Raw genomic sequence first — 21,991 nt, forward strand, 5'->3', positions numbered from 1 at the left:
TGACGGGCGTCTTCCTAGTCCACAGCGTAGCGACCAGCAGAAATTCATGAGCGAATTCGACGAACAGTTGAGAGAAATCATTCCCAGATTGCGCCGCTTCGCCGTGTCGTTGACGCGCAACAGCAGCAGCGCTGACGATCTGGTCCAGGCCAGCCTTGAGCGGGCGCTGTCGGCGTGGGGCGAAAAACGCACCGAGGGCGATTTGCGCGCCTGGCTGTTTGCGATCCTCTATCGGCAATTTCTTGATGCCCACCGTCGTTCGCGGCGCTATGCGCGCATGCTCGAATTTTTCACCGGTCGCGACGATGCCGAACCTTCGGTGGAACGCACGGTGATCGCCCAGTCGACCCTGCAAGCCTTCGAACGCCTGCCCACCGAACAACGCGCTTTGCTGCTGATGGTGTCGGTGGAAGGCCTGTCCTATAAAGAGGTCGCCGAGATTCTCGACGCCCCGATCGGCACCGTGATGTCGCGCCTGTCCCGCGCCCGCCAGGCTTTGCGCCAGCTCAGCGACGGCGAAATCAGCAGCCCTTCCTTGCGGATACTCAAATGATCAGCCTGCCTCCCAGTGAACGAGACATGCACGCCTACGTCGACCACCAGCTCAGCGACGCCGACCGGCGCCTGCTCGAGACCTGGCTGGCCAGCCACCCTGAAGAAGCGGCGCAGGTTCGCGCCTGGCAGCGCGACGCCCAGCAACTGCGCGCGGCCCTCAGCGGCGCGTTGCAGCAGCCGGTCAATCCGGCGCTTGACCCGGCGATGATTCGCCAGCGTCGCCGCCAGCAGTCACGTCGCCATCTGGCCAGCGCGGCGGTGCTGCTGGTGGCTGTCAGCATCGGCGGTTTCAGTGGCTGGCAGGCGCGGGAAATGACCCTGGTGCGCCCCGCGCAATTGCCCATGACTGACGCGTTGCAAGCCTATCGCCTGATCGCCCAGCAAGGCGTGCTGCCCGCCGATTACAAGGTCGACAGTGACGGTGATATGCAGCGTTGGCTCGACCGCTACTTCAGCGGTGCCAAGCGCTTGCCGGATCTCAAGGCGGCCGGTTTTGAACCAGTCAGCGGTCGCTTGCTCAGCACCGATGAAGGCCCCGCGGCGATGGTGATGTATGAGGACGGCAGCGGCCACAAGGTGAGTTTCTACTTGCGTCCGCCGGGGCCGAAAAACACCCTGTTGCCGCGCGGCTCACGCAGCGATGGGGATCTGCAGGCCGATTACTGGTCAGGGCCGGGCTATAACTATGCGGTGGTCAGCCCGACCGACTCGCCGGCAGCAGAGTTGCTCAAGCAATCGCCACCGTTCTGAAATCCGCCGCTTGTAGGAGCTGACGAGTGCAACGAGGCTGCGATCTTGTGGCGGCGACCCAAGATCAAGAGATCGCAGCCTCGTTGCACTCGTCAGCTCCTGCAGGGGACCGTGCACATATTTCATGGAGTCAACGCCTGAGGTCTGGTTACACTTGGATCGCCGCGCTCCCGGTGAGCCGGCCCAATCACCAGGAGCCTGTGCCGCGTGCCCGCAAGAACGCCGAAACGATCACGACTGAGCCAACGCTGGCCGTTGCTGCGCCGCCTGTTCGGCAAAGGGTTGCCGGCGAGCGCCGGGCACGATGCCCACGCCGCGACCATCCGCGATTATTTCCGCAATAAGGCCCACAGCCAGGGCTACAGCCTCAGCCGCAGCCAGCAACAAGTCATCGACTGCATGGCGCAGCAAGCCAGCGTGCTGTTGGGCGACAGTGGGCACACACCGCCAAGTCTGTATCTGTACGGCGCAGTCGGGCGTGGCAAGAGCTGGCTGCTCGACGGTTTCTTCCAGGCGCTGCCAATCAAGCGCAAACAGCGCCTGCATTTCCATCAGTTTTTCGCTCGGTTGCACGACGGCATGTTCCGTCATCGCCAGCAGGAAGACCCGCTGGAAATCACCCTGGACGAGCTGCTGGAAGATTGTCAGGTGCTGTGTTTCGACGAGTTTCACGTGCATGACATCGGCGACGCGATGCTCATCACGCGGCTGTTCAAGGCGCTTTTCAAGCGACGGATCATGCTGCTGGTGACGTCCAACTATGCACCCGAGGGCCTGCTGCCCAATCCGCTGTATCACGCACGCTTCAAACCGGTGATCGAGCTGATCAACACGCGCATGCAGGTGATGGAAGTAGGCGGCGCGCACGACTACCGCACGCTCAACCGCCAGCACACGCACCAGATGTTTACCCGAGGGCATTACGTGTGGCCGGCCACGTCAGCGCAGCGCCAGGCCCTGAACCTGCCACCAGCCGACGCGCCCGCCCTGGCTCTCGAGGTGGGCAAGCGCCAGCTGCAGGGCCGATTGTGTGAGGGCCGGCGGGTCGCGTTCACCTTCAACGATCTGTGCGAACAGCCGACGGCGGTGATGGATTATCTGCAGCTATGCCAGCGCTTCGACCAGTGGATCATCGATGACCTGCCGCAGCTCGGCGAGTGCCCGATCGCCGTGCAACAGCGCTTCATCAATCTGATCGACGTGCTCTACGATCAGGACAAACACCTGACCCTGCTCGGCCAATGGCCGCTGGGCCAGAGCCTGGAAGGCCACGCGATCGACCTGGCGCGCACGCGCAGCCGTCTGGGCCAGTTGCAGGAAATCCACGCATCCAAATGATCCCCTACCTTGTGGGAGCCTGCTCGCTCCCACAAGGTACCGGGGCAACTGAAAACCCGTTCAGCATCCGCATTACCGCTATCATGTCGCCCATTCCAGCGCCCCCGCGTCGCTCCACCGATCAGTAGCGAAACAAAAACATGCACACCCTTGCTCAACTGCGCGCCGGCGAGCTGTCTGGCATTACCCGACTCGACTTGTCTTGCGGGCTGACCGAATTCCCTCGCGAGATTTTCGCATTGGCCGACACGCTGGAGGTGCTCAACCTCAGCGGCAATGCGTTGAACACCCTGCCTGATGACCTGCATCGCCTGACCCGCCTGCGCGTGCTGTTCTGCTCCGACAACCGCTTCACCGAACTGCCGGCCTGCCTCGGCCGATGCACTGCGCTGACGATGGTCGGCTTCAAGGCCAACCGCATCGTCGACGTCCCCGCTGCCGCCCTGCCGCCGCAGCTGCGCTGGCTGATCCTCACCGACAACCGCATCGAAACCCTGCCCAGCGAACTCGGTGAACGCCCCGCCCTGCAGAAGCTCATGCTCGCTGGCAATCGCCTGCGCTCGTTGCCAGAATCCTTGCGCCATTGTCATCAGCTGGAATTGCTCCGCATCGCTGCCAATCAACTCGACGAGCTGCCGCAATGGCTGCTGACCCTGCCGAGCCTGACCTGGCTGGCTTACGCCGGCAATCCGCTGGAAACCGAGGCCGATGCTGCCGCTCTGGACGCCACGCCACTGATCGACTGGTCGGCGCTGCGCCTGGAACGACAACTGGGCGAAGGCGCCTCCGGGGTGATTTATCGAGCGCTCTGGCAGCGCGACGATGGCACGGCGCAGGCGGTTGCGCTGAAGTTGTACAAAGGAGAGATGACCAGCGACGGCTCGCCGCTGCACGAGATGAACGCCTGCATCACCGCAGGTCTGCACCCCAACCTGATCAGCGTCGAGGGCCGCATCAGCGGCCATCCCGATCAGCAACAAGGGTTGGTGATGCAACTGATTGATCCAAGCTTCCGCAATCTCGCCGGTTTGCCAAGCCTGGCCTCATGCTCGCGGGATGTTTATGCCGAAGATTGCCGGTTTAAGGCCGACGTTGCCCTGCGCCTCGCCAAGGGCGTCGCTTCGGCGGCAGAGCATCTGCATCGACAAGGCATTACCCACGGCGATCTCTACGGCCACAACATACTGTTGAATGATCGGGGCGATTGCCTGCTCGGGGATTTCGGCGCGGCGTCGTTTCATGCCACCGGTGATGACGCGTCGACACGCGCCTTGCAGCGTCTTGAAGTACGCGCATTCGGAGTGTTGCTGGGGGAATTGCTGGCCCGTATGAACTCGGGGTTGAGTACTGAACGGCGCTCTCAACTCGAGGCGCTGGAACGGCGTTGCTGCCAGCCCGATGTGCTGGAACGGCCGGGTTTCAGCGAAGTGGTTGAGACTCTGGAAAGCCTGTGACCGCTGCGCGGCCCTTCGCGCACAGGCTCGCTCCGACCTTGGCAATACACCGCCATGTGGGAGCGAGCCTGCTCGCAAAAAGATGTTTACTGGCGCAAACGATCAGCCAGCCAGACCCACAAACATATCCTGCACATCATCATGGTTATCGAGGCCTTCAAGGAACGCTTCGACTTCAGCCATCTGCTCGTCGCTCAAACCGCTGACCGGGTTCTTCGGCTGGTAACCGAGCTTGGCCGACAGCACGGTGAAGCCTTGTTCGGGCAGTGCTTTCTGCACGGCATCGAGATCGGTCGGATCGGTGAGGAACAGCGTCGCGCCCTCTTCACCCGGCTCGAAATCCTGTGCACCGGCTTCGATCGCAGCCATTTCGGGGTCGGCGTCCGGGCTGTCCGGCGAGGCTTCGATCATGCCGACATGGTTGAACATCCACGCCACCGAACCGGAAGCACCCAACTGGCCCTTGCGAAACGCCACGCGGATTTCCGCGACGGTGCGGTTGATGTTGTCGGTCACGCATTCGACGATCAGCGGCACCTGATGCGGGGCAAAGCCTTCGTAGGTAACGCGATGGTATTGCACGGTTTCACCCAGCAGACCGGCGCCTTTCTTGATCGCGCGGTCGAGGGTTTCTTTTGGCATCGAGGCTTTCTTCGCCTGTTCGACCACCAGACGCAGGTGTGCGTTGGTGGCGGTATCGGCACCGTTGCGTGCAGCAATGGTGATTTCCTTCACCAGTTTGCCGAAGATCTTCCCTTTGGCGTTGGCTGCCGCTTCTTTGTGTTTAACCTTCCACTGTGCGCCCATTACTCACTCTCTTGATCTGTGGCGCCGAGACATCTATTGGCCGACGCGTGGCGGCAAGTTTATACGGCCTAAAGTCGGCAATCGACCAAAAAAACAGCCCGCAGAATCGACATCTTCACCAAAGCATGTAGGGGGATTCTGAAAAGCGCCTTTGAGATGACCATTCAGCCTGACGGTTTCGTACCCTTGAAACCCCGTATCGCCTGACAGGGCCTGCTCGAATGTTCAATGACAAGGAAAGTCCGTTCACCCTTACCCTGACCGACAGTGGATTGCGCCTGCCGGTGGTGCGTTTTCACGGCGAGGAAGCGCTGAACCAGCCCTACCGTTTCGACATCGAATTGCTCGGCCTCGCCCCGGCCATCGCCCCGGGTTCGTTTTTGCACCGGCCAGCCTTTCTGCGGCTGAGTGGGCAGCAGGGGTTCCACGGCGTGATCTGCAGCGCCAGTTGCGAACATCGCGGCACTCATCGGATCGGCTATCGCCTGATTCTGGTGCCGCATCTGCAGCAACTGGCGCAAGCGAATAGACGACGCGTGTTTACCCACCTCAGTGCGCCGCAGATCATTGCGCATCTGCTCGAAGAACATGCCCTGCCGGCGCACAGCTACCGCATTGAAATGAGCGTCGGCCACTACCCGGCACGGGCCTTTTGCATTCAGTTTGAAGAAAGTGATCTGGCCCTGCTGCAGCGGCTCTGCGAAGAAGAAGGCATTCACTATCACTTCGAACATGGGCCTGACGGGCATGTCGTGGTGTTCGCCGACGACAGCCTGAGCCTGCCGCAGGAACCGGTCGAAATTCCTTTCAGTGCCGATGAGCAACCGCCATCGCCCTGCGTCAGCGTTCTCTATCAACAACATCGGGCGGCGCCGGTGCCGATGCTGCATGCGGTGCGCAATCGCGGTCAGCCTGCCGGCATGGATGAAGCAGCCAACGAAGCCTCGACCGAGTCGCAAACGCAGGCGCGGTCACTGGCACGCCTGTACGCCGAACAACGCAGCCGGCGCCATCTGCAACGCCAACGCAGCCAGTTACGCTCCATTCACGGGCGCAGCGATTGCTGCGATTTGCTCAGTGGCCGATTGCTGCTGGTGGCGGAGCATCCGATCCATCACTTCAACGAACAATGGTTGATCAGCGCCGTGCGCCACGAAGGGCAGCACCCTTCGATTCTTGATCCGGCGCCAACCGTTCACCGCTATCACAACGATTTTACCGCCCAACCCTGGTCCAGCGACTTTCGCCCGCCGCTCAAACAGCCGCGGCCGAACGTTGCCGGCTATCACCTGGCGCGGGTGGCGGGCGCGCCCGGGCAGCTCGCACAAGTCGATGAAAACGGCTGTCTGGCCGTGCGCTTATGGCCTGAAGAGGACGAATCGGCCAGCGACGCCTTGTGGCTACCGATCGCCATGAGTCGAATCAACGGCCCCGTCGCCGCCGACGAGCTGCCACGTGCCGGCTGCAACGTATGGGTGAGTTTCCTCGACAGCGATCCGGACCGACCGATTCTGTGTCTCGGCGACGCGCGGCAGCCGCCGGTACACGAGTCAGAGCCCGTGCGCGACAGCCTGCTGCTGGACTGGCTGATCAACCGCGCCGAGCACTGATCGGCGCCTCAGCCTTTGTCAGCCTTTGTCAGCCTTGCCCGCCGCCGCCGCGAACTTCGCCAGGCGCACGTCCAGATGCCTGGGCCGGCGTCCGTGATCTTCGGCGCGCTCTTTGCGGCGAATGGCGTTGCGCACCATCAGCGAGCCGAGGTAGCGGATCGGTTCCGGAGGGAAATAGCCCAACGGCCCGTTGACCAGCGGCGAGCGAGTCCAGGGGTTATCCAGGCCCTGCACCAGTGCGGCGAGAATCTGCCCGCCCATGTGACACGGGCCGACGCCGCTGCCGGAATAACCGAATCCATAAAAGACATTACCCGCCGCGCTCATCTGGCCGAAGAATGGCAAACCGGTGACCGAACGATCCGAGGGGCCGTTCCACGTCGCATCGACTTTCACCTCGGCGAACGCCGGGAAGAAATCCGCAAGACTGCGCTTGAGCAATGCTGCATAAGGCGACGGCTGATCGAATACCGGCAGCATTCGCCCGCCATAAGCGAAGGTGTTGCCGCCCTTGCCGAGCATGATCCGGCCGTCCGGGGTGTTGTGGTAGTAGTGCACGAAAATTCGCGAATCGAGCACGGTTACGCCGCTGGTCAAACCGATTTGCTGAAGCAGGTCAGGGCGAGGCTCGGTGATCAGCATGTCACTGGACACAATCGCCACACTACGCTCGAACTGAGGAAACGCGCGGGCCATCCACGCGTTCATCGCCAGCACCACACGGTCAGCGATGACCTTGCCGCCGGGTGTGTGAATGCGTGCGGGGCGGCCCTCTTCCAGCCCGGTCATCGCCGTGCCCTCATGGATTTTCACGCCCAATTGCAGCGCCACCCGGCGCAGACCGCGCACCAGTTTGCCCGGTTGCACGCTGGCCGCCGCCGGGGAAAACCAGCCCTCCAGGTGTTTTGCTGAGCCAGCCATACGTTGCAGATCGGCGAGCGGTCGCTGGCTGAACGAGTTGATGCCGTTACGCTCCAGCGCCGCGATCACCGCATCGGTCGCCCCGACCTGGGCACGATTGGTTGCGGTGTACAGCGTGCCGTCGAGGCGGTAATCGGCATCGATACCGTACTGCTCGCAGAACTCGCCGATCGCATGGATGCTGCGCTCCGACTCCTTGACCAGACGCACCGCCTCTTCGACGCCGAACAAGCACTCCAGAGTGAAATACTTTGCCGACCACGACAGCGCGCAGCCGCCGTTGCGGCCACTGGCGCCAGCGCCGCAGATGTCCGCTTCGATCAGCAGCACCTCCAGCTCGGGGTTCTGCTGCTTGAGCATGATCGCTGTCCACAATCCGGTGTAGCCGCCGCCGACGATGCACACGTCCGTGCGCACCTCGCCTTGCAGCGGTGGGCAGAGTTGGGATGGGCCGGTCTGCAAGGCTTGCTCGAGCCAGAAGGGTCGCATGGGAGATCTCCAGTCAGAAGGCCACGACGCAGCCTGCCGCGCACCGCGCACCGCGCAGCAGGCCACAGCGCGAAGGATTTCAGGAACGCAGGGGTTTGACGCTCAACCGCCCATTGGGAATAGCGGCGCGCGGCTCCATGACTCCGACCGGTCGACTGTTCCAGTGCGGAATCAACACCAGCGCGGAGAACAGTGCACAGCCGGCAAAAACGATGAACACCGTCACCGAGTCAAAGTAGCCTGGCAGCAAACCGCCGAGCACCGCGCCGACCGAGCCGCAGCCGTTGACGAAACCGGCGGCAGTGGCACCGGCCTTGGCCTTGCCGAAATCGATGGCGGCGGCGCCGCTGATCATCGAGTCCGGGCCGTACAGAGTCAGCCCCATGACGAACAGCAGCGCGACGACCAACAACACGCTGCCGGTGTTGAGCGCAGCCATGAACAGCGCCAGCGTCACGGTCAGTGCCAGCAGACTCAGCACGCAGGCCGGCATGCGTCGGGCGCCGAAGAGTTTGTCCGAGGCCAGCCCGATCATGATCGGCCCCAGTAAGCCAGCCAACTCAAACGCGGTGGGGATGATTGCAGCGCCGACTTTGCCGACGCTCGGCATCTGTTCGAAAACAATCACCGGCCCCCACAGCAGAATTGCGTAGCGCGCCGGTTTCAGCAGGAAATACGCCAGGCCCAGCACCAGCACCGTGCGATTGCGCAGGATCTCCTTCAACGGCTCCCACATGCTGAGTTTGCTGTTGGCTTCGGTTTCTTCGGCGCTGAGTTGCGGCTCTGGTTCCACTGCCGGCAGACCAACGTCTTCGGGTTTATTACGCTGAAAAACAAAGAACAGCACGGCCACCACCGCTACGACCGCCGCGCTGGAAATGAATGCCGCGTGCCAGGTGCCGACCAGCGTATAAGCCCACCAGCCGGCGAATGGCGAAGCGACCAGACCGCCAAATGCGTAGCAGGAACTCCACAAACCGAGCACCCGCCCACGTTGTTCGGCCGGGAAGAAACTGCCGAGGTTTTTACACAGTCCGGACCAGCCAGTCGATTGCGCCAAACCTTGAATCAGCATGCAGGTGGCGAAGATCGGCAACGTCGCGAAACTGCCCATCACCAGCGCCGCAGCGGCGGATATCAGCAAACCGCCGAGCACGACAACCCGCGGACCGAAGCGATCGGCGAGCATGCCCCAAGTGAACTGGCCGAGGGCGTAAGCCGCCAGATAGATCGCGTCGAGGTTGGCCATGGCCATTTTGTCGAGAGTGAAATCAGGGTCTTCGGCGATACCCAGTTTGGCCACCGAAAAGGCTTTGCGGGTGAAATAAAATGCGGCGTACGCGAGCCAGGTAATAGCGAAGATCTGCACGCGCCAACGCGCCAGGGTGCCGATATGCTTGTTCATGGTGGTTCTGACCTCAAGGTGTGAGTGTGCCGGCAGAATCGTTAAGAAAAACGCCTGTGTTTTTTATTGTTGAGCACTGCGATATCGCCCCTTCCCTCAGCGATACCGGTCAGATGAGTCTGCTGTTGCACGCACAGGCTCATGCGCCAACGCCGCTGCACGACCGAGCAGTCAGCGATGGCGTGAGCCGATCAAAGCAATTACTGTTTAATAAATAAAATCGATTTATCGTATTTCACACATAAGCTCAGCTTGTTACTGGAGCCAACATGTCCGTCTCACACGCACAACTCAAAGCGTTCCACGCCGTGGCCGTTCATGGAAGCTTCACCCGCGCCGCCGAGCGGCTTTATCTGACGCAACCGGCGATTTCCGACCAGGTGCGCAAACTCGAAGAGCGCTTTGGTGTTCTGCTGTTTCACCGCAATAAACGCGCCGTGCGCCTGACCGATCTCGGCGAGCGTTTGCTGGCGATTACTCAACGCCTGTTCGTGATCGAGGCCGAAGCGCAAGAGTTGTTGCAGGAATCCCAGGCACTGCAGACCGGCAGCCTGATTCTGGCGGTGGACGCGCCCATCCACGTGCTGCCGCAGATCGCGCGGTTCTGTGAACGCTATCCGGGCATCAGCGTAAAAATCGAGACCGGTAATACCGATGAATCGCTGTTTCGCCTGTTCAACTATCAGGCCGATCTGGCGCTGCTCGGCCGTGATGTGACCGATGAACGCTTGATGTGCGTACCGTTGCGCAACGATCCGATGGTGGCGTTTGTTTCGCACAATCATCCGTGGGCCGAGCGCGAATCGATCTGTCTGGCCGATCTGGATGACACGCCACTGGTGCTGCGCGAGATCGGTTCGGTGACACGCCAGACCCTGGAAGAAGAAATGGCCCGCGCGGGTTTTCGCATTCGCCCGGCGATTCAGGTTGAAGGCCGGGAAGCGGCGCGCGAGGCGGTGGTGGTGGGGATTGGTGTGGGGGTTGTTTCAGCGGCAGAATTTGGCGCCGACTCACGGGTCTGCGCGCTGCCGATCACCGATTGCACCCGGCGCCTGACCGAGACGCTGGTGTGCTTGCGCGAACAGAGCTCGCGGCGTGTAGTGGCGACGTTCCTGGACATGGTTCGTGAAAGCCTCCCCGGTTCCTGATCGTTCCCACGCTCTGCGTGGGAATGCCGCAACGGACGCTCCGCGTTCGGCTTTGGATGGGACGCAGAGCGTCCCGGGCTGCGTTCCCACGCAGAGCGTGGGAACGCTCACGGTGCGGCTGGCGCAAGACCAAAGAAGGCTTGAATCAAACGCAACTCGCGCCGCCGCTCCATGCAGCCAATCATGTGCCGGTTCACCAGCCCTTCCCCGGCAATCGGGATCGCGACCACGCGTGGGTCATGGCTGACCTCCACCGATGACACCACACCAACGCCCAACTCGGCCGCAACTGCTTCGGTCACCGCCTCGCGACTGTCCAGCTCCAGCAACACCCGAGGCTGAATCGAGGCCTGAGAGCATGCCTGGTCAAAGGTGCGGCGGGTGATCGAACTCGGCTCGCGCAGAACCATGATCACGTGGTCCAACGCTTTGAGTTTCACTTCACCCGAGCGCATCGCCCAGGGATGCCCCGCCGGCACCAGCGCGCAGATCCTTGACTCGCTCAGCGCTTGCAGATGCAGCCCCTTGCGCGGCTCGACCTGCGTCAGCACCGCGACATCAGCGTGTTCCGACAACAGCGCCGCCAGGGTTTCCTGGGCATTGCCCAGGCGCAGGTTCACGGTGATCCCCGGATAGCGCGCGCGCAAACTCGCCAGCATCGGCATGACCATGTGCGGTCCATCCGCCGCCACCTCCAGACGTCCGGTCAATAACTGCCGGTTCGCCTCAAGCAGCGTCTGCGCTTCTTCCGCCAGGCCAAACATGGCCCGGGTGATCGCCGCCAGTTTGGTCCCCTCCTCGGTCAGTTCCACCCGTCGCGCGGTGCGCCGCAGCAAGGTGATCTGGTAGTGCTCCTCAAGCGCCTTGATGTGCCCGGTGACCGCTGGCTGGCTGATAAACAACCGCGCCGCAGCACGGGTGAAGCTGCCCTCACGGGCCACAGCATCGAAGGCACGGAGCTGAAACAGATTCATGAATAATCCTCACTGATGGCTGGCATAACAACAAACAATTTGATTGATGCAAGCGCGAATTGCAACGTAGGCCCCGTAGCTTCATCCCACAGCGTTTTCGCGAGGACACACGAATGAGTACCGCCGCACCGATTCTGCTCACTCCCGGCCCGTTGACCACGTCGGCCCGCACCCGCCAGGCCATGATGGTCGACTGGGGTTCGTGGGATGACCGCTTCAACCAGTTGACCGCCAGCCTGTGCGAGCAATTGCTGGCCATCCTCAACGGCGCCGCCAGCCACCACTGTGTGCCATTGCAAGGCAGCGGCACGTTCGCCGTCGAAGCGGCGATCGGCACGCTGGTGCCGCGCGACGGCAAAATCCTGGTATTGATCAATGGCGCCTACGGCAAGCGCCTGGCAAAGATCTGCGAAGTGCTCGGCCGCTCTTTCAGCACGTTCGAAACCGCCGAAGACGAACCGACAACCGCCGCCGACGTCGACCGACTGCTGCGCGCCGACGCTGACATTACTCACGTGGCGCTGATCCACTGCGAAACCAGCACCGGCATTCTTAATCCGTTGGCGGAAATCGCCGAGGTCGTTGCGCAACACGGCAAACGCCTGATCATCGACGCCATGAGCTCCTTCGGCGCATTGCCGGTGGATGCGCAAAAAGTGCCGTTCGACGCGCTCATCGCCGCCTCCGGCAAGTGCCTGGAAGGCGTGCCGGGGATGGGTTTTGTCTTTGCCCGCAAGGAATCACTGGCCGCCGCCGCCGGCAACTCACACTCGCTGGCGATGGACCTGTACGACCAACACGCCTACATGATGAAAACCGGACAATGGCGCTTCACGCCGCCGACCCACGTTGTCGCGGCGCTTCACGAAGCGTTGCTGCAATACAGCGAAGAAGGTGGCCTGCCGGCGCGGCACGCACGTTATGCAGCCAATTGTCAGGCGTTGATGGAAGAGATGAGCAAAATCGGTTTGCGCAGCTTTTTGCCCGCGCAGATTCAGGCGCCAATTATTGCCACTTTCCATGCGCCGCAGGATCCGCGTTACCAGTTCAAAGACTTCTATGAACGCGTCAAGGCCAAGGGTTACATCCTCTACCCCGGCAAACTGACCCAGGTCGAAACCTTCCGCGTCGGCTGCATCGGCCACGTCACCCCGGACGAAATGCGCCAGGCCGTAGCAGCGGTTGGCGAAGTGCTACGCGAGATGGAAGTGCTCGACATCTGAAGGCCACACGGTCCTACAGGATCGCCAAATTCGAACAGCTTTTTTCACAGGAATTGATTGCCATGAACTACACCAACCCAACCAAGCTGCAAGCCGCGATCCTCGACTGGGCCGGTACTGTAGTCGATTTCGGCTCGTTTGCGCCGACGCAGATTTTCGTCGAGGCCTTCGCCGAGTTCGACGTGCAGGTGTCGATCGAAGAAGCCCGTGGGCCGATGGGCATGGGCAAGTGGGATCACATCCGCACCCTCTGTGATCAGCCGCAGGTTGCCGAACGTTATCGCAAGGTGTTCGGCCGCACGCCGACCGACGATGACGTTACCGCTATCTACAACCGTTTCATGCCGTTGCAGATCGAGAAAATCGCCGAACACTCGGCACTGATCCCCGGTGCGCTGGACACTATCGCTCAACTGCGCGCCCAAGGAATCAAGATCGGTTCCTGCTCCGGCTACCCGAAAGCCGTCATGGACAAAGTCGTCGAACTGGCCGCGAGCAACGGCTACGTCGCCGATCATGTAGTCGCCACCGACGAAGTGCCCAACGGTCGCCCATGGCCAGCGCAAGCGTTGGCCAATGTGATCGCCCTGGGCATCGACGATGTGGCGGCATGCGTGAAGATCGATGACACGGCGCCGGGCATTCTCGAGGGTCGCCGCGCCGGGATGTGGACCGTTGCGCTGATCTGCTCGGGCAATGCGCTGGGTCTGGATTACCAAGGTTTCCGCGCCTTGGGCAGCACTGAACTGGCCAGCGAGCGCAAGCGCATCCACGCGCTGTTCGACAGTTCACGCCCGCATTACATGATCGACACCATCAGCGATTTGCCGGAAGTGATCGCCGACATCAACAAGCGTCTGGCCAACGGTGAAATGCCGCAAAACGCATGACCCCCAAAATAAACACCGCTGATCGATAGTTATCAGCGGTGTTTTTTGTTGTTTATTATTAGCACTAATCACGGCACTGAAACTTATTCGGTAACAAGATTACCTTGCGCATCATAAGCCAGACCATCTGGATATTTAATACTGCCATCAGGCAACTGCTCGGTACCGTCTTCCCAGACAATGCGCCCATCCGGGTATTCGAGCGTGTTATCTGGCCAGACAATCAGCCCATCCGGATGTTCTACCCTGCCGTCCGCATGCTGAATAATTCCGTCAGGACGTTTTATCGATGTTTTATCACCATCGATCAGACTGCCGTCAGGCAGCGTAGTTGAACCGTCAGCATTGGCTGTCGCTGCGGCGGCCTGAATCAATGCGATCAATGCTAACGGGTCTATATTGAAGTTGACGGCCGGCCATGGCATTGGCGGTCTCTTCGATTCGATTGGCGCGGTCGGTTTGACCGGTTTGGGTGGCACTACAGGTTTGATCGGAGCGACTGGTTTGGGCGGCACTACCGGTTTGACCGGCGCCACTGGCTTGGGCGGCACTACCGGTTTGACCGGCGCCACTGGCTTGGGCGGCACTACCGGTTTGACCGGCGCCACTGGCTTGGGCGGCACTACCGGTTTGACCGGAGCAACTGGCTTTGGCGGCACTACCGGTTTGATCGGCGCCACTGGCTTTGGCGGCACTACCGGTTTGGTGGGCGCTACTGGTTTTGTCGTGGTGATTGTCGGGCGAGGCTTCGGGATCGGAGGTTTCATATGCACACTCAAATTAAAAGAATAGGTTTAATCTTTAATAATCAACTAAAGACCCATCCAGACAATAATCAGCCATAACAAACTATTCAAATCAAAACAAAACACAAGATATAAACAACATAAAGTTACCCCAGACTGAACGACACCTAGCGGTGACTACCGTGTAACTAATTAATTAAACCGCGACTGGGCGCACTTTCCTTCGTTGCAAAAACCCTCTCGCGTAGCAGGCAAAAACATCCCGGCAGGTTTAAATTGAACCAATGCCGTGACCACGGCCTGATTGCAAATCAAACCCAAGGAAAATCTCATGCCATGGACAAGTTCGGAATCGCGTTACAGCACTGTTCGATTCTGCTGCACTGGCTGATGCTGGTGCTGTTGGTACTGGTTTACGCCAGCATGGAATTGCGCGGTTTCTTCCCCAAGGGCAGCGGCGCTCGCGCGCTGATCCGCGAAATGCACTATCTGCTGGGCCTGACCGTGTTTGTACTGGTGTGGTTTCGCCTGCTCGCACGCAGCCTCGGCCCTGCGCCGAAAATCTTCCCCGCATCACCCGCCTGGCAGACCGTCGTGGCGCGGCTGATGCACTGGGCGCTGTACCTGTTCATGCTGGGCATGCCGATTCTCGGCTGGCTGATCACCAGTGCCGAGGGCCATCAAGTCATGTTTTACGGTTTCGATTTGCCGTTATTGGTCGGCGAAGACAAGACGCTCGCCAAACAAGTTGAAGGCTGGCATGTACTGATCGCCACGATCGGCTATTGGCTGATCGGCCTGCATGCGCTGGCAGGTATTTATCACCATTACGTGGTGCGCGATAACACCCTGCTGCGGATGATGCCCAAGCGCGGCTGAGCGTCAGGGCATCGTGGCAAACCCGCGTCGCCCTTGCAGGCCGCCCGTGTGAATGAAAATCAGACGAGTGCCGACGGCGAATCCGCCAGACTCGACATGCTGTTTGAGCGCCAGCAAGGCTTTGCCGGTGTAAATCGGCTCGAGAGGGATGCCGCTGGTTTGCTCGGTCAGTTCGATGAAGGTCAGCAACACGTCGTCAACCTTGGCGAAGCCACCACGGCTGGCGTCGATCAGTCGATAGCCCGCCGCAGGCTCGGCGGCGTGCGCAAGGATGGACTCGATGTTCGGCGCTACGCCGTGATCGTCCGGCACCGCCAGTGCGCCATACAGTGAGCGCTGGCCTTTCTCGGCGAGCGCCAGTCCGGCCAGTGTCGTGCCGGTGCCACAAGCCAGCCACCAGGCGTGGAAATCATTCCAGCCCAGCGTGGCCAGTTGTTCATCGACCTGCTGCCTGATCGCTGCGCAACCCAGTGCGCCGGCCACTCCGCCACCGCCCTCGGGCACGGCATGCAGCGTCGGATATTGCGCCTGCCACGGCGTCCAGAATCCAGGTTCGTGCCGCGCGCGATAGGCGGCGTAACCCAGCCAATGCAACTGCATGCCGAATGCTTGCAGGTCCCGCGCCGTGGGCGTGTCCTGGGGATGGCCACGCAGCAATCCCACGGTTTTGAAGCCCAGCCGTTTGCCTGCTGCCGCCAGCGCGTGCAAATGATTGGAATGCGCACCGCCGAGGCTGATGATGCCATCGGCACCAGCGCGCTCAGCGGCTTTGAGGTGTTCAACGAGTTTGAACCATTTGTTGCCGCTGATCAGCGGGTCGATGCGGTCGAGGCGCAGGATCGCGACTTCGATGCCGGCTCTTGCGAGCCAGTCCAGGCGGAGCGGTTCGAGGGGGGCGTGGGGTAGCCAATCAAGAGGAGGCAAAAGCATGGGCACTGCGCAATCAGGAAAAGACCACATACTAGTAGGAGCTGTCGCAGGCTGCGATCTTTTGATCTTGCTTTTTAATTCAGGATCAACAGATCGCAGCCTGCGGCAGCTCCTACAGAATGTGTTTACAACTCAGCCGCGAGGCGCGAACCCTGATTGATCGCGCGCTTGGCATCAAGCTCTGCGGCGACATCCGCGCCGCCGATCAAGTGCACGTTCTGCCCGGCTTCGACCAGGCCGTCGTGCAACTCACGCAGCGGATCCTGCCCGGCGCAGATCACGATATTGTCCACCGCGAGCAGTTGCGGCTCGCCGGTTTCGCCGATGCGTATGTGCAGGCCGTCGTCATCGATGCCGAGGTATTCGACGCTGTTGAGCATCTGCACCTGCTTGTTCTTCAGACCGGTACGGTGAATCCAGCCGGTGGTCTTACCGAGGCCGTCACCAACCTTGGTTTTCTTGCGCTGCAACAGGAACACCTCTCGGGCCGGAGCGTGCGGTGCCGCTTTGACTCCCGCCACACCGCCACGGGCTTCCAGCTGCATGTCGATGCCCCACTCCTTCCAGAACGCCGGGCGATCCAGACTGGTGGCCACGCCTTGATGAACAAGAAACTCCGAAACATCGAAACCGATACCGCCAGCTCCGATCACCGCGACACGCTTGCCGACTGGCTTGCGCTCGAGAATCACATCCAGATAACTCAGCACCTTGGCGTTCTCGACGCCCGGAATCGCCGGCACGCGTGGGGCAATACCGGTGGCGAGAATGATTTCGTCGTAACCGCCCTCAACCAGTTTCGCCACGTCGACGCGGGTGTTCAGGCACACCTCGACATTTGTGGTCTGTAACTTGCGGTTGAAGTAGCGCAGGGTTTCGAAAAACTCTTCCTTGCCCGGCACGCGCTTGGCGATGTTGAACTGGCCACCGATCTCGCTGGCGGAATCGAACAGCGTCACCTGATGACCGCGCTCAGCGGCCACGGTGGCGGCAGACAACCCCGCAGGGCCGGCACCGACCACGGCGATTTTCTTGATCTGTTGCACCGGCAGGTAATTGAGCTCGGTTTCGTGGCAGGCGCGCGGGTTGACCAGGCAACTGGTGAGTTTGCCGCCGAAGGTGTGGTCGAGACACGCCTGATTGCAGCCGATGCAGGTATTGATTTCGTCTGCGCGGCCTTCAGCGGCTTTATTGACGAAATCCGGATCGGCGAGGAATGGTCGGGCCATGGAGACCATGTCGGCATCGCCTTCGGCGAGAATCTGCTCGGCGATTTCCGGGGTGTTGATGCGGTTGGTGGTGATCAGCGGAATGCTCACCGAGCCGCGCAGCTTGGCCGTGACCTTGCTGAACGCTGCACGCGGCACCTTGGTGGCGATGGTCGGAATCCGCGCTTCGTGCCAACCGATACCGGTGTTGATAATAGTCGCGCCAGCCTGTTCGATGGCTTTGGCCAACGTGACGATTTCATCCCAGGTGCTGCCACCCTCGACCAGATCGAGCATCGACAGGCGAAAGATGATGATGAAGTTCGGCCCGACCGCTTCGCGCACTCGACGGACGATTTCCACCGGCAGGCGCATGCGGTTTTCGTAACTGCCGCCCCAGCGGTCGGTGCGGTGGTTGGTATGGGCGGCGAGGAACTGGTTAATGAAATACCCTTCCGAACCCATGATTTCAACGCCGTCGTATTCGGCGGTTTGCGCCAATACCGAGCAGGTGACGAAATCGCTGATCTGCTTTTCGATGCCCTCTTCGTCCAGCTCTTTGGGCTTGAACGGATTGATCGGCGCCTGAATCGCACTCGGGGCTACCTGTTTCGGGCTGTAGGCATAACGGCCAGCATGGAGAATCTGCATGCAGATCTTGCCGCCCGCCTCATGCACCGCGCGAGTGACGATGCGGTGCTTGAGCGCCTCTTCTTCGGTTGTAAGCTTGGCCGCGCCGGAATACACGCCGCCCTCGTCATTCGGGCCGATACCGCCGGTGACCATCAGGCCGACACCGCCACGGGCACGTTCGGCGAAGTACGCCGCCATGCGTTCAAAGCCACCCGGCTTTTCTTCCAGGCCGGTGTGCATCGAGCCCATCAGGGTGCGGTTGCGCAGCGTGGTGAATCCCAGGTCCAGCGGGGCCAGCAGATGCGGGTAATGAGCGGCGGTCATCGGTAACTCCACAACGAGCGATCACGGAAATTTGCGGGAGCTCTGCGTCCCCCGTCAGTCATGTTCGACAGACTAAGAGTCGCACCGCTGTCACTCAATGACCGTAACTGACAAGTTATTGATCCAAATGCGCAGCGCCCCTTGGCAACCCAAGCCATGGGCCCTACCCTAGTCGCCACATCCTGTATCCGGCTGTTGTTGGTTTTCATGCGCAAACTTCTGTATCTGTTTTTCTCCATGGCCCTCGTTGCCGCCCTGACCACCTACGCCATGTGGGCGGCTGACCGGCCGGCGGGGCATTACCTGTCGGACCTGCGCATCAAGCTCGCCGTCGATCAGGGCACGCCCGCCGACCGTGGCAATCTACTGGGCATCCAGCCCGAACTGTTCCCGACTGATTACCAAAGCTCCGCACGCCTGCACCGAAAACTCGCGGCGTATCTGCAGCAGGCGCGGGATCAAGGCTTGCTCAACGAAAAAACCGTGGTGGTTATGCCTGAGCACGTCGGCACCTGGCTGATGATCAGCGGCGAAAAAGACGAGCTGTATCAGGCGCCGACGCAGGCAGAGGCGATGAACTGGCTGGCGGCAAGCAATCCGCTGCTGTTCGCCCGCGCCTGGCTGCGGGCCAAGGGCGAGCAGCGTCTGGATGATGCTTATCTGCGGATGAAATCCAAGGTCATGGCCAAGGATTATCAGGCGCTGTTCGGCGGTCTGGCCAAGGAGTTCCAGGTCACTCTGGTCGCCGGCTCCATTGTGCTGCCGGAACCAAGCATTCGCGACGGTCAGCTCAAACCCGGCAGCGGCGCCCTGTTCAACAGCAGTGTGGTTTTCGGCCGCGACGGCGCGCCGCTGGGCCAGCCGCAACGCCAGATGCACCCGATTTTCGATCAGCAGGGTGTGATTCAGGCGGAAGACAAACACGCCATACAGGTCGTCGATACCCCGGCCGGGCGCCTCGGCGTCCTGATTGGCAGTGACAGCTGGTACCCCGGCAACTACCGCACCCTCGATGAACACGGCGCGCAACTGGTAGCCGTGCCCGCGCAAGTGGTCGGCCAAGGCGCCTGGGACAAACCGTGGCGCGGTTACAAGGGTTCAAGCACGCCGGGATCGGTAAGCCTCAAGCCCGGCGACCTCAGCGAAGGTCAGGCCTGGCATCGACTGACTCTCACCGCACAACCGCCGAGCAGCCGCGCGATTGCCGGCGTCAGTGTGTTCATGCGCGGGCAGTTCTGGGATAAACCAAGCACCGGCACAAGCTTCCTCAGCAGCAACGGCCAACAGTTCGCCGATGGTGAGTCCCGTGGTGCGCGTTTGCTGAACGTTTGGCTGTAAACCATGAAGCCGCAGCCGATGCGCCTCGGGGATCTGTCGGTGGGCTTCGTCCACAGTCTGGCCGATGCCGTGCGCAGCCACGACGCCGACCCGCTGCCTTTACTTGAGCAGTACGGCCTCGATGCCGCGCGGCTGGCGGAGGCTGGTGCACGCTTGTCGATCCCGCGTTACATGCGCTTGGGTCATGCGGCGATTCAACTCACCGGCGACCCGGCGCTGGGCCTGCGCATGGGGCGAATGATCCGCTTGAATCAGGCGGGCCTGGCCGGCATCACCGCCGCGCAAGCGCCCACCGTGCGCGAAGCCGCACGCTGCCTGACTCGCTTCGAACCGCTTTACGGCTCCAACTACCGCGGGCAATCCAGTTTCCATGAAGACGCCAACGGCGCCTGGCTGCGCTTCTACTCGATCAGCCCGTACAACGCCTATAACCGCTTCGTGGTCGACTCGATCCTGGCCGGCTGGCTGCACCAGTTGTCGAGCCTGTGCGGCCAATCGTTGCGCGCCGAACGCCTCGAAATCGAATTCGAAGCACCGGATTACCGCGACGCCTACACAGTGCTCGGCGATTGTCCGATCCAGTTCGGCGCCGAGCGCAATCAACTGCGCCTGAGCCTCGCCAGCCTTGCCCTGCGCAACCCCGAACATTGCCCGAGCACCTGGAGACATCTGCTGCAACTGTGTGAGCGCGAACTGGAACAACTGACACGCACGCGCAGCCTGCGCGAGCGCATTACTCAATTGCTCGGCCCGTTACTCAATGGCGGCCGCGAGCCGGATCTCGAAGAAGTCGCGGCACGCCTGAAACTGCCAACCTGGACCTTGCGGCGCAAACTTGCCGAGGAAGGTACGCAGTTCCGCGCGATCCTCAATGACACGCGCCGTGACCTGGCGATGACCTATATCCGCGACACCGAACTGGCATTCGGCGAAATCGCCTACCTGCTGGGGTTCGCCTCCGCCGAAGCGTTCCAGCGCGCGTTCAAGCGCTGGAGCGCCCAGACGCCCGGCGAGTTTCGCCGCAGTCATCGCTCGGGGGCTTGAAGCTCAGAGCTCGGTTGCGTCGTCCGCCGGCTCCGGCTGATCCAGCTCAAAGGCCTGATATTCGAGCAGTTCTTCCTGATACTCATCCATCGTATAAATCCCCCAAACTGCTCGCTGTGAAAATGGCCTGATCAATCGACCTGTGCCCTGAGCATAAAGTGCCCGTGTGAAGGAAAAGTGAAGCGCGACCTTCATGAATAAAACGTAGCAGGCGGTTTGGGATTTATCGCGGGAAGGTTGTTGGGGGAATGTAACCGGATCTTTAAGCGAACCGGCCCCCCTGGGGGAGCGAGCAGATTTGCTCCCGCAGGGTTTCGCTGAAGTTATTGGCCCGACGCGGGCATCGCCGGAATCGGCTCGGACGGTGGCGCAATATCCGGGTTGGTCGGTGGCGTGATGGTTTCGCTGGCCGGCGTTGGCTCTTCGACCGGCGCCGGTGTTGGCGCGATCGGTGCCGACTCCGCTGGTGGCACGACGGGCTCGGAACTCACTGGCGCAGCTTCAACCGGGGCCGGAGCAGGCTCGGCAGCCGGCGCTGGTGTCACCGCCGGTTCCGCTGCAGGTGTCGGTACCAGTGGCGCAGGCACCGGAGCAGGCGTCGCTTTCGGCTCCGGCACACCGAGGTCGGTTTGCGGTTTTTCTTCGATATGTGCCGCTTTCTTCGCATCAGCGGGCAGGAACTGCTCCACCAGCGTGAAGAAGCGTTCATAGAATTTCTGCGCAGTGACCGTCTCGCTGGCGACTTTGACCATCGAATCGTCCGAGGAGCCGATCGGCATCGACACCGAACCCAGCACACCAACGCCGAGGCTCGCAGAATTGTTGGTCTTCTTCAGCGCATAACGGTCCTGCAGGGCGTTGGCGAACACCGTTGCATGATGCCCGGCACTGCCGTCTTCGGCACAGACCACGTTGAAGCTGATCTCCAGGTGCGTCTCGCCGGTTTGCTGGAAACTCTTGTGACCGCTGACCAGTTTCGGATCACTGCTGGTAATAATGTAGCCCTGACTGAGCAACGCGCGCCGGGCCGCTTCGCAGCTGGCGGTATCAGTCACCGGGTAATTGCGCGAAAAGGTGCCGGAGTCATCAAAGTTCTCATGCTCATAGATCGGCTTGTCCTTTGAACAACCGGCTACCGTAGTCAACAAAAGCGCCAGCCCGACAACACGCATGGGATTGGAAATCAACATTGAACACCCTGAGGAAAACAGTCCGGGGCGTATTGTGCAACAGATCGTCGCCCCATGGCGCATGGAATAGTGTCAAGAATCGGTTACAACTTTACCGATCACGGCCATCGGGAAAAAGCTGCGCTGACAAATGAT

Annotated in this window: 20 protein-coding genes and 1 pseudogene; 12 read left to right on the forward strand and 9 right to left on the reverse strand. The window is 61.1% G+C overall.

Annotated elements, in window-relative coordinates; all coding sequences use genetic code 11:
* The first annotated feature begins 46 nt into the window (after positions 1-46).
* The 4 genes from CXF97_RS14870 (at position 47) to CXF97_RS14885 (ending at position 4,097) form a co-directional block, all read left to right on the forward strand.
* Positions 47-553, forward strand: a complete 507-nt coding sequence (locus CXF97_RS14870) for an RNA polymerase sigma factor (RefSeq protein WP_101159147.1) — start codon at positions 47-49, stop codon at positions 551-553.
* Entirely contained in the window at positions 550-1,305 is a 756-nt protein-coding gene (locus CXF97_RS14875; RefSeq protein ID WP_101159148.1) for an anti-sigma factor, read from the forward strand. Before CXF97_RS14870 ends, CXF97_RS14875 begins: the two co-directional genes overlap by 4 nt.
* A gap of 207 nt (positions 1,306-1,512) precedes the next feature.
* Positions 1,513-2,643 carry a cell division protein ZapE gene (gene zapE / locus CXF97_RS14880; protein WP_101159149.1) on the forward strand — a complete coding sequence of 377 codons (1,131 nt, stop codon included), beginning with the start codon at positions 1,513-1,515 and terminating at the stop codon, positions 2,641-2,643.
* Between the two features lie 140 nt (positions 2,644-2,783).
* A complete protein-coding gene (locus tag CXF97_RS14885) occupies positions 2,784-4,097 on the forward strand; it encodes a protein kinase (protein WP_101159150.1) in 1,314 nt (437 codons plus the stop codon).
* A 102-nt stretch (positions 4,098-4,199) separates the two neighbouring features.
* Here the strand turns inward: CXF97_RS14885 and CXF97_RS14890 are convergent, their stop codons facing one another.
* Positions 4,200-4,904 carry a YebC/PmpR family DNA-binding transcriptional regulator gene (locus tag CXF97_RS14890; RefSeq protein ID WP_073471330.1) on the reverse strand — a complete coding sequence of 235 codons (705 nt, stop codon included), beginning with the start codon at positions 4,902-4,904 and terminating at the stop codon, positions 4,200-4,202.
* Positions 4,905-5,125: 221 nt separating this feature from the next.
* On the opposite strand from CXF97_RS14890, the gene CXF97_RS14895 reads away from it, so the two are divergent.
* Positions 5,126-6,514 carry a type VI secretion system Vgr family protein gene (locus tag CXF97_RS14895; protein WP_101159151.1) on the forward strand — a complete coding sequence of 463 codons (1,389 nt, stop codon included), beginning with the start codon at positions 5,126-5,128 and terminating at the stop codon, positions 6,512-6,514.
* Positions 6,515-6,532: 18 nt separating this feature from the next.
* Here CXF97_RS14895 and CXF97_RS14900 read toward each other — a convergent pair whose 3' ends face one another.
* Positions 6,533-7,924: an FAD-dependent oxidoreductase gene (locus CXF97_RS14900; protein ID WP_101159152.1), complete on the reverse strand. Its 1,392-nt coding sequence runs from the start codon at positions 7,922-7,924 to the stop codon at positions 6,533-6,535.
* Between the two features lie 79 nt (positions 7,925-8,003).
* Positions 8,004-9,329: an MFS transporter gene (locus CXF97_RS14905; RefSeq protein WP_101159153.1), complete on the reverse strand. Its 1,326-nt coding sequence runs from the start codon at positions 9,327-9,329 to the stop codon at positions 8,004-8,006.
* Between the two features lie 269 nt (positions 9,330-9,598).
* On the opposite strand from CXF97_RS14905, the gene CXF97_RS14910 reads away from it, so the two are divergent.
* Positions 9,599-10,477, forward strand: a complete 879-nt coding sequence (locus tag CXF97_RS14910; protein ID WP_101159154.1) for a LysR family transcriptional regulator — start codon at positions 9,599-9,601, stop codon at positions 10,475-10,477.
* Positions 10,478-10,584: 107 nt separating this feature from the next.
* Here CXF97_RS14910 and CXF97_RS14915 read toward each other — a convergent pair whose 3' ends face one another.
* Positions 10,585-11,451 carry a LysR substrate-binding domain-containing protein gene (locus CXF97_RS14915; RefSeq protein ID WP_101159155.1) on the reverse strand — a complete coding sequence of 289 codons (867 nt, stop codon included), beginning with the start codon at positions 11,449-11,451 and terminating at the stop codon, positions 10,585-10,587.
* 113 nt (positions 11,452-11,564) lie between these two features.
* Between CXF97_RS14915 and CXF97_RS14920 the strand changes: the two genes are divergently transcribed.
* Complete coding sequence (locus CXF97_RS14920; RefSeq protein ID WP_101159156.1) at positions 11,565-12,674, forward strand: 2-aminoethylphosphonate--pyruvate transaminase; 1,110 nt, start codon at positions 11,565-11,567, stop codon at positions 12,672-12,674.
* 62 nt (positions 12,675-12,736) lie between these two features.
* Complete coding sequence (phnX, locus tag CXF97_RS14925) at positions 12,737-13,564, forward strand: phosphonoacetaldehyde hydrolase (RefSeq protein ID WP_101159157.1); 828 nt, start codon at positions 12,737-12,739, stop codon at positions 13,562-13,564.
* Positions 13,565-13,647: 83 nt separating this feature from the next.
* On the opposite strand, the gene CXF97_RS28020 is transcribed toward phnX, so the two are convergent.
* The gene (locus CXF97_RS28020) at positions 13,648-13,989 is read right to left on the reverse strand and encodes a hypothetical protein (protein WP_157830903.1); all 342 of its coding nucleotides are present in this window, start codon (positions 13,987-13,989) and stop codon (positions 13,648-13,650) included.
* Here CXF97_RS28020 and CXF97_RS14935 point away from each other — a divergent pair.
* The gene (locus tag CXF97_RS14935; protein ID WP_178081194.1) at positions 13,964-14,356 is read left to right on the forward strand and encodes a hypothetical protein; all 393 of its coding nucleotides are present in this window, start codon (positions 13,964-13,966) and stop codon (positions 14,354-14,356) included. The two genes, CXF97_RS28020 and CXF97_RS14935, sit on opposite strands and share 26 nt — an antisense overlap.
* A 285-nt stretch (positions 14,357-14,641) precedes the next feature.
* Positions 14,642-15,189: pseudogene (locus CXF97_RS14940) on the forward strand (cytochrome b).
* A gap of 3 nt (positions 15,190-15,192) precedes the next feature.
* Here CXF97_RS14940 and CXF97_RS14945 read toward each other — a convergent pair.
* Together CXF97_RS14945 and CXF97_RS14950 are read right to left on the reverse strand one after the other, a co-directional pair.
* Positions 15,193-16,119, reverse strand: a complete 927-nt coding sequence (locus tag CXF97_RS14945) for a 1-aminocyclopropane-1-carboxylate deaminase/D-cysteine desulfhydrase (protein ID WP_101159159.1) — start codon at positions 16,117-16,119, stop codon at positions 15,193-15,195.
* A gap of 125 nt (positions 16,120-16,244) precedes the next feature.
* Positions 16,245-18,284: an NADPH-dependent 2,4-dienoyl-CoA reductase gene (locus tag CXF97_RS14950; RefSeq protein WP_101159160.1), complete on the reverse strand. Its 2,040-nt coding sequence runs from the start codon at positions 18,282-18,284 to the stop codon at positions 16,245-16,247.
* A gap of 207 nt (positions 18,285-18,491) precedes the next feature.
* On the opposite strand from CXF97_RS14950, the gene CXF97_RS14955 reads away from it, so the two are divergent.
* The gene (locus tag CXF97_RS14955) at positions 18,492-19,622 is read left to right on the forward strand and encodes a nitrilase-related carbon-nitrogen hydrolase (protein ID WP_101159161.1); all 1,131 of its coding nucleotides are present in this window, start codon (positions 18,492-18,494) and stop codon (positions 19,620-19,622) included.
* A gap of 3 nt (positions 19,623-19,625) precedes the next feature.
* Positions 19,626-20,666 (forward strand): AraC family transcriptional regulator, encoded by a 1,041-nt coding sequence (locus tag CXF97_RS14960; RefSeq protein ID WP_101159162.1) that lies wholly within the window; start codon positions 19,626-19,628, stop codon positions 20,664-20,666.
* Between the two features lie 3 nt (positions 20,667-20,669).
* On the opposite strand, the gene CXF97_RS28025 is transcribed toward CXF97_RS14960, so the two are convergent.
* Entirely contained in the window at positions 20,670-20,861 is a 192-nt protein-coding gene (locus CXF97_RS28025; protein ID WP_157830904.1) for a hypothetical protein, read from the reverse strand.
* A 128-nt stretch (positions 20,862-20,989) separates the two neighbouring features.
* Entirely contained in the window at positions 20,990-21,856 is an 867-nt protein-coding gene (locus CXF97_RS14965) for a DUF2242 domain-containing protein (protein WP_101159163.1), read from the reverse strand.
* Between the last annotated feature and the right edge of the window lie 135 nt (positions 21,857-21,991).

Source organism: Pseudomonas sp. Choline-02u-1, assembly GCF_002836515.1.
In the GTDB taxonomy this organism is placed as follows: Bacteria; Pseudomonadota; Gammaproteobacteria; order Pseudomonadales; family Pseudomonadaceae; genus Aquipseudomonas.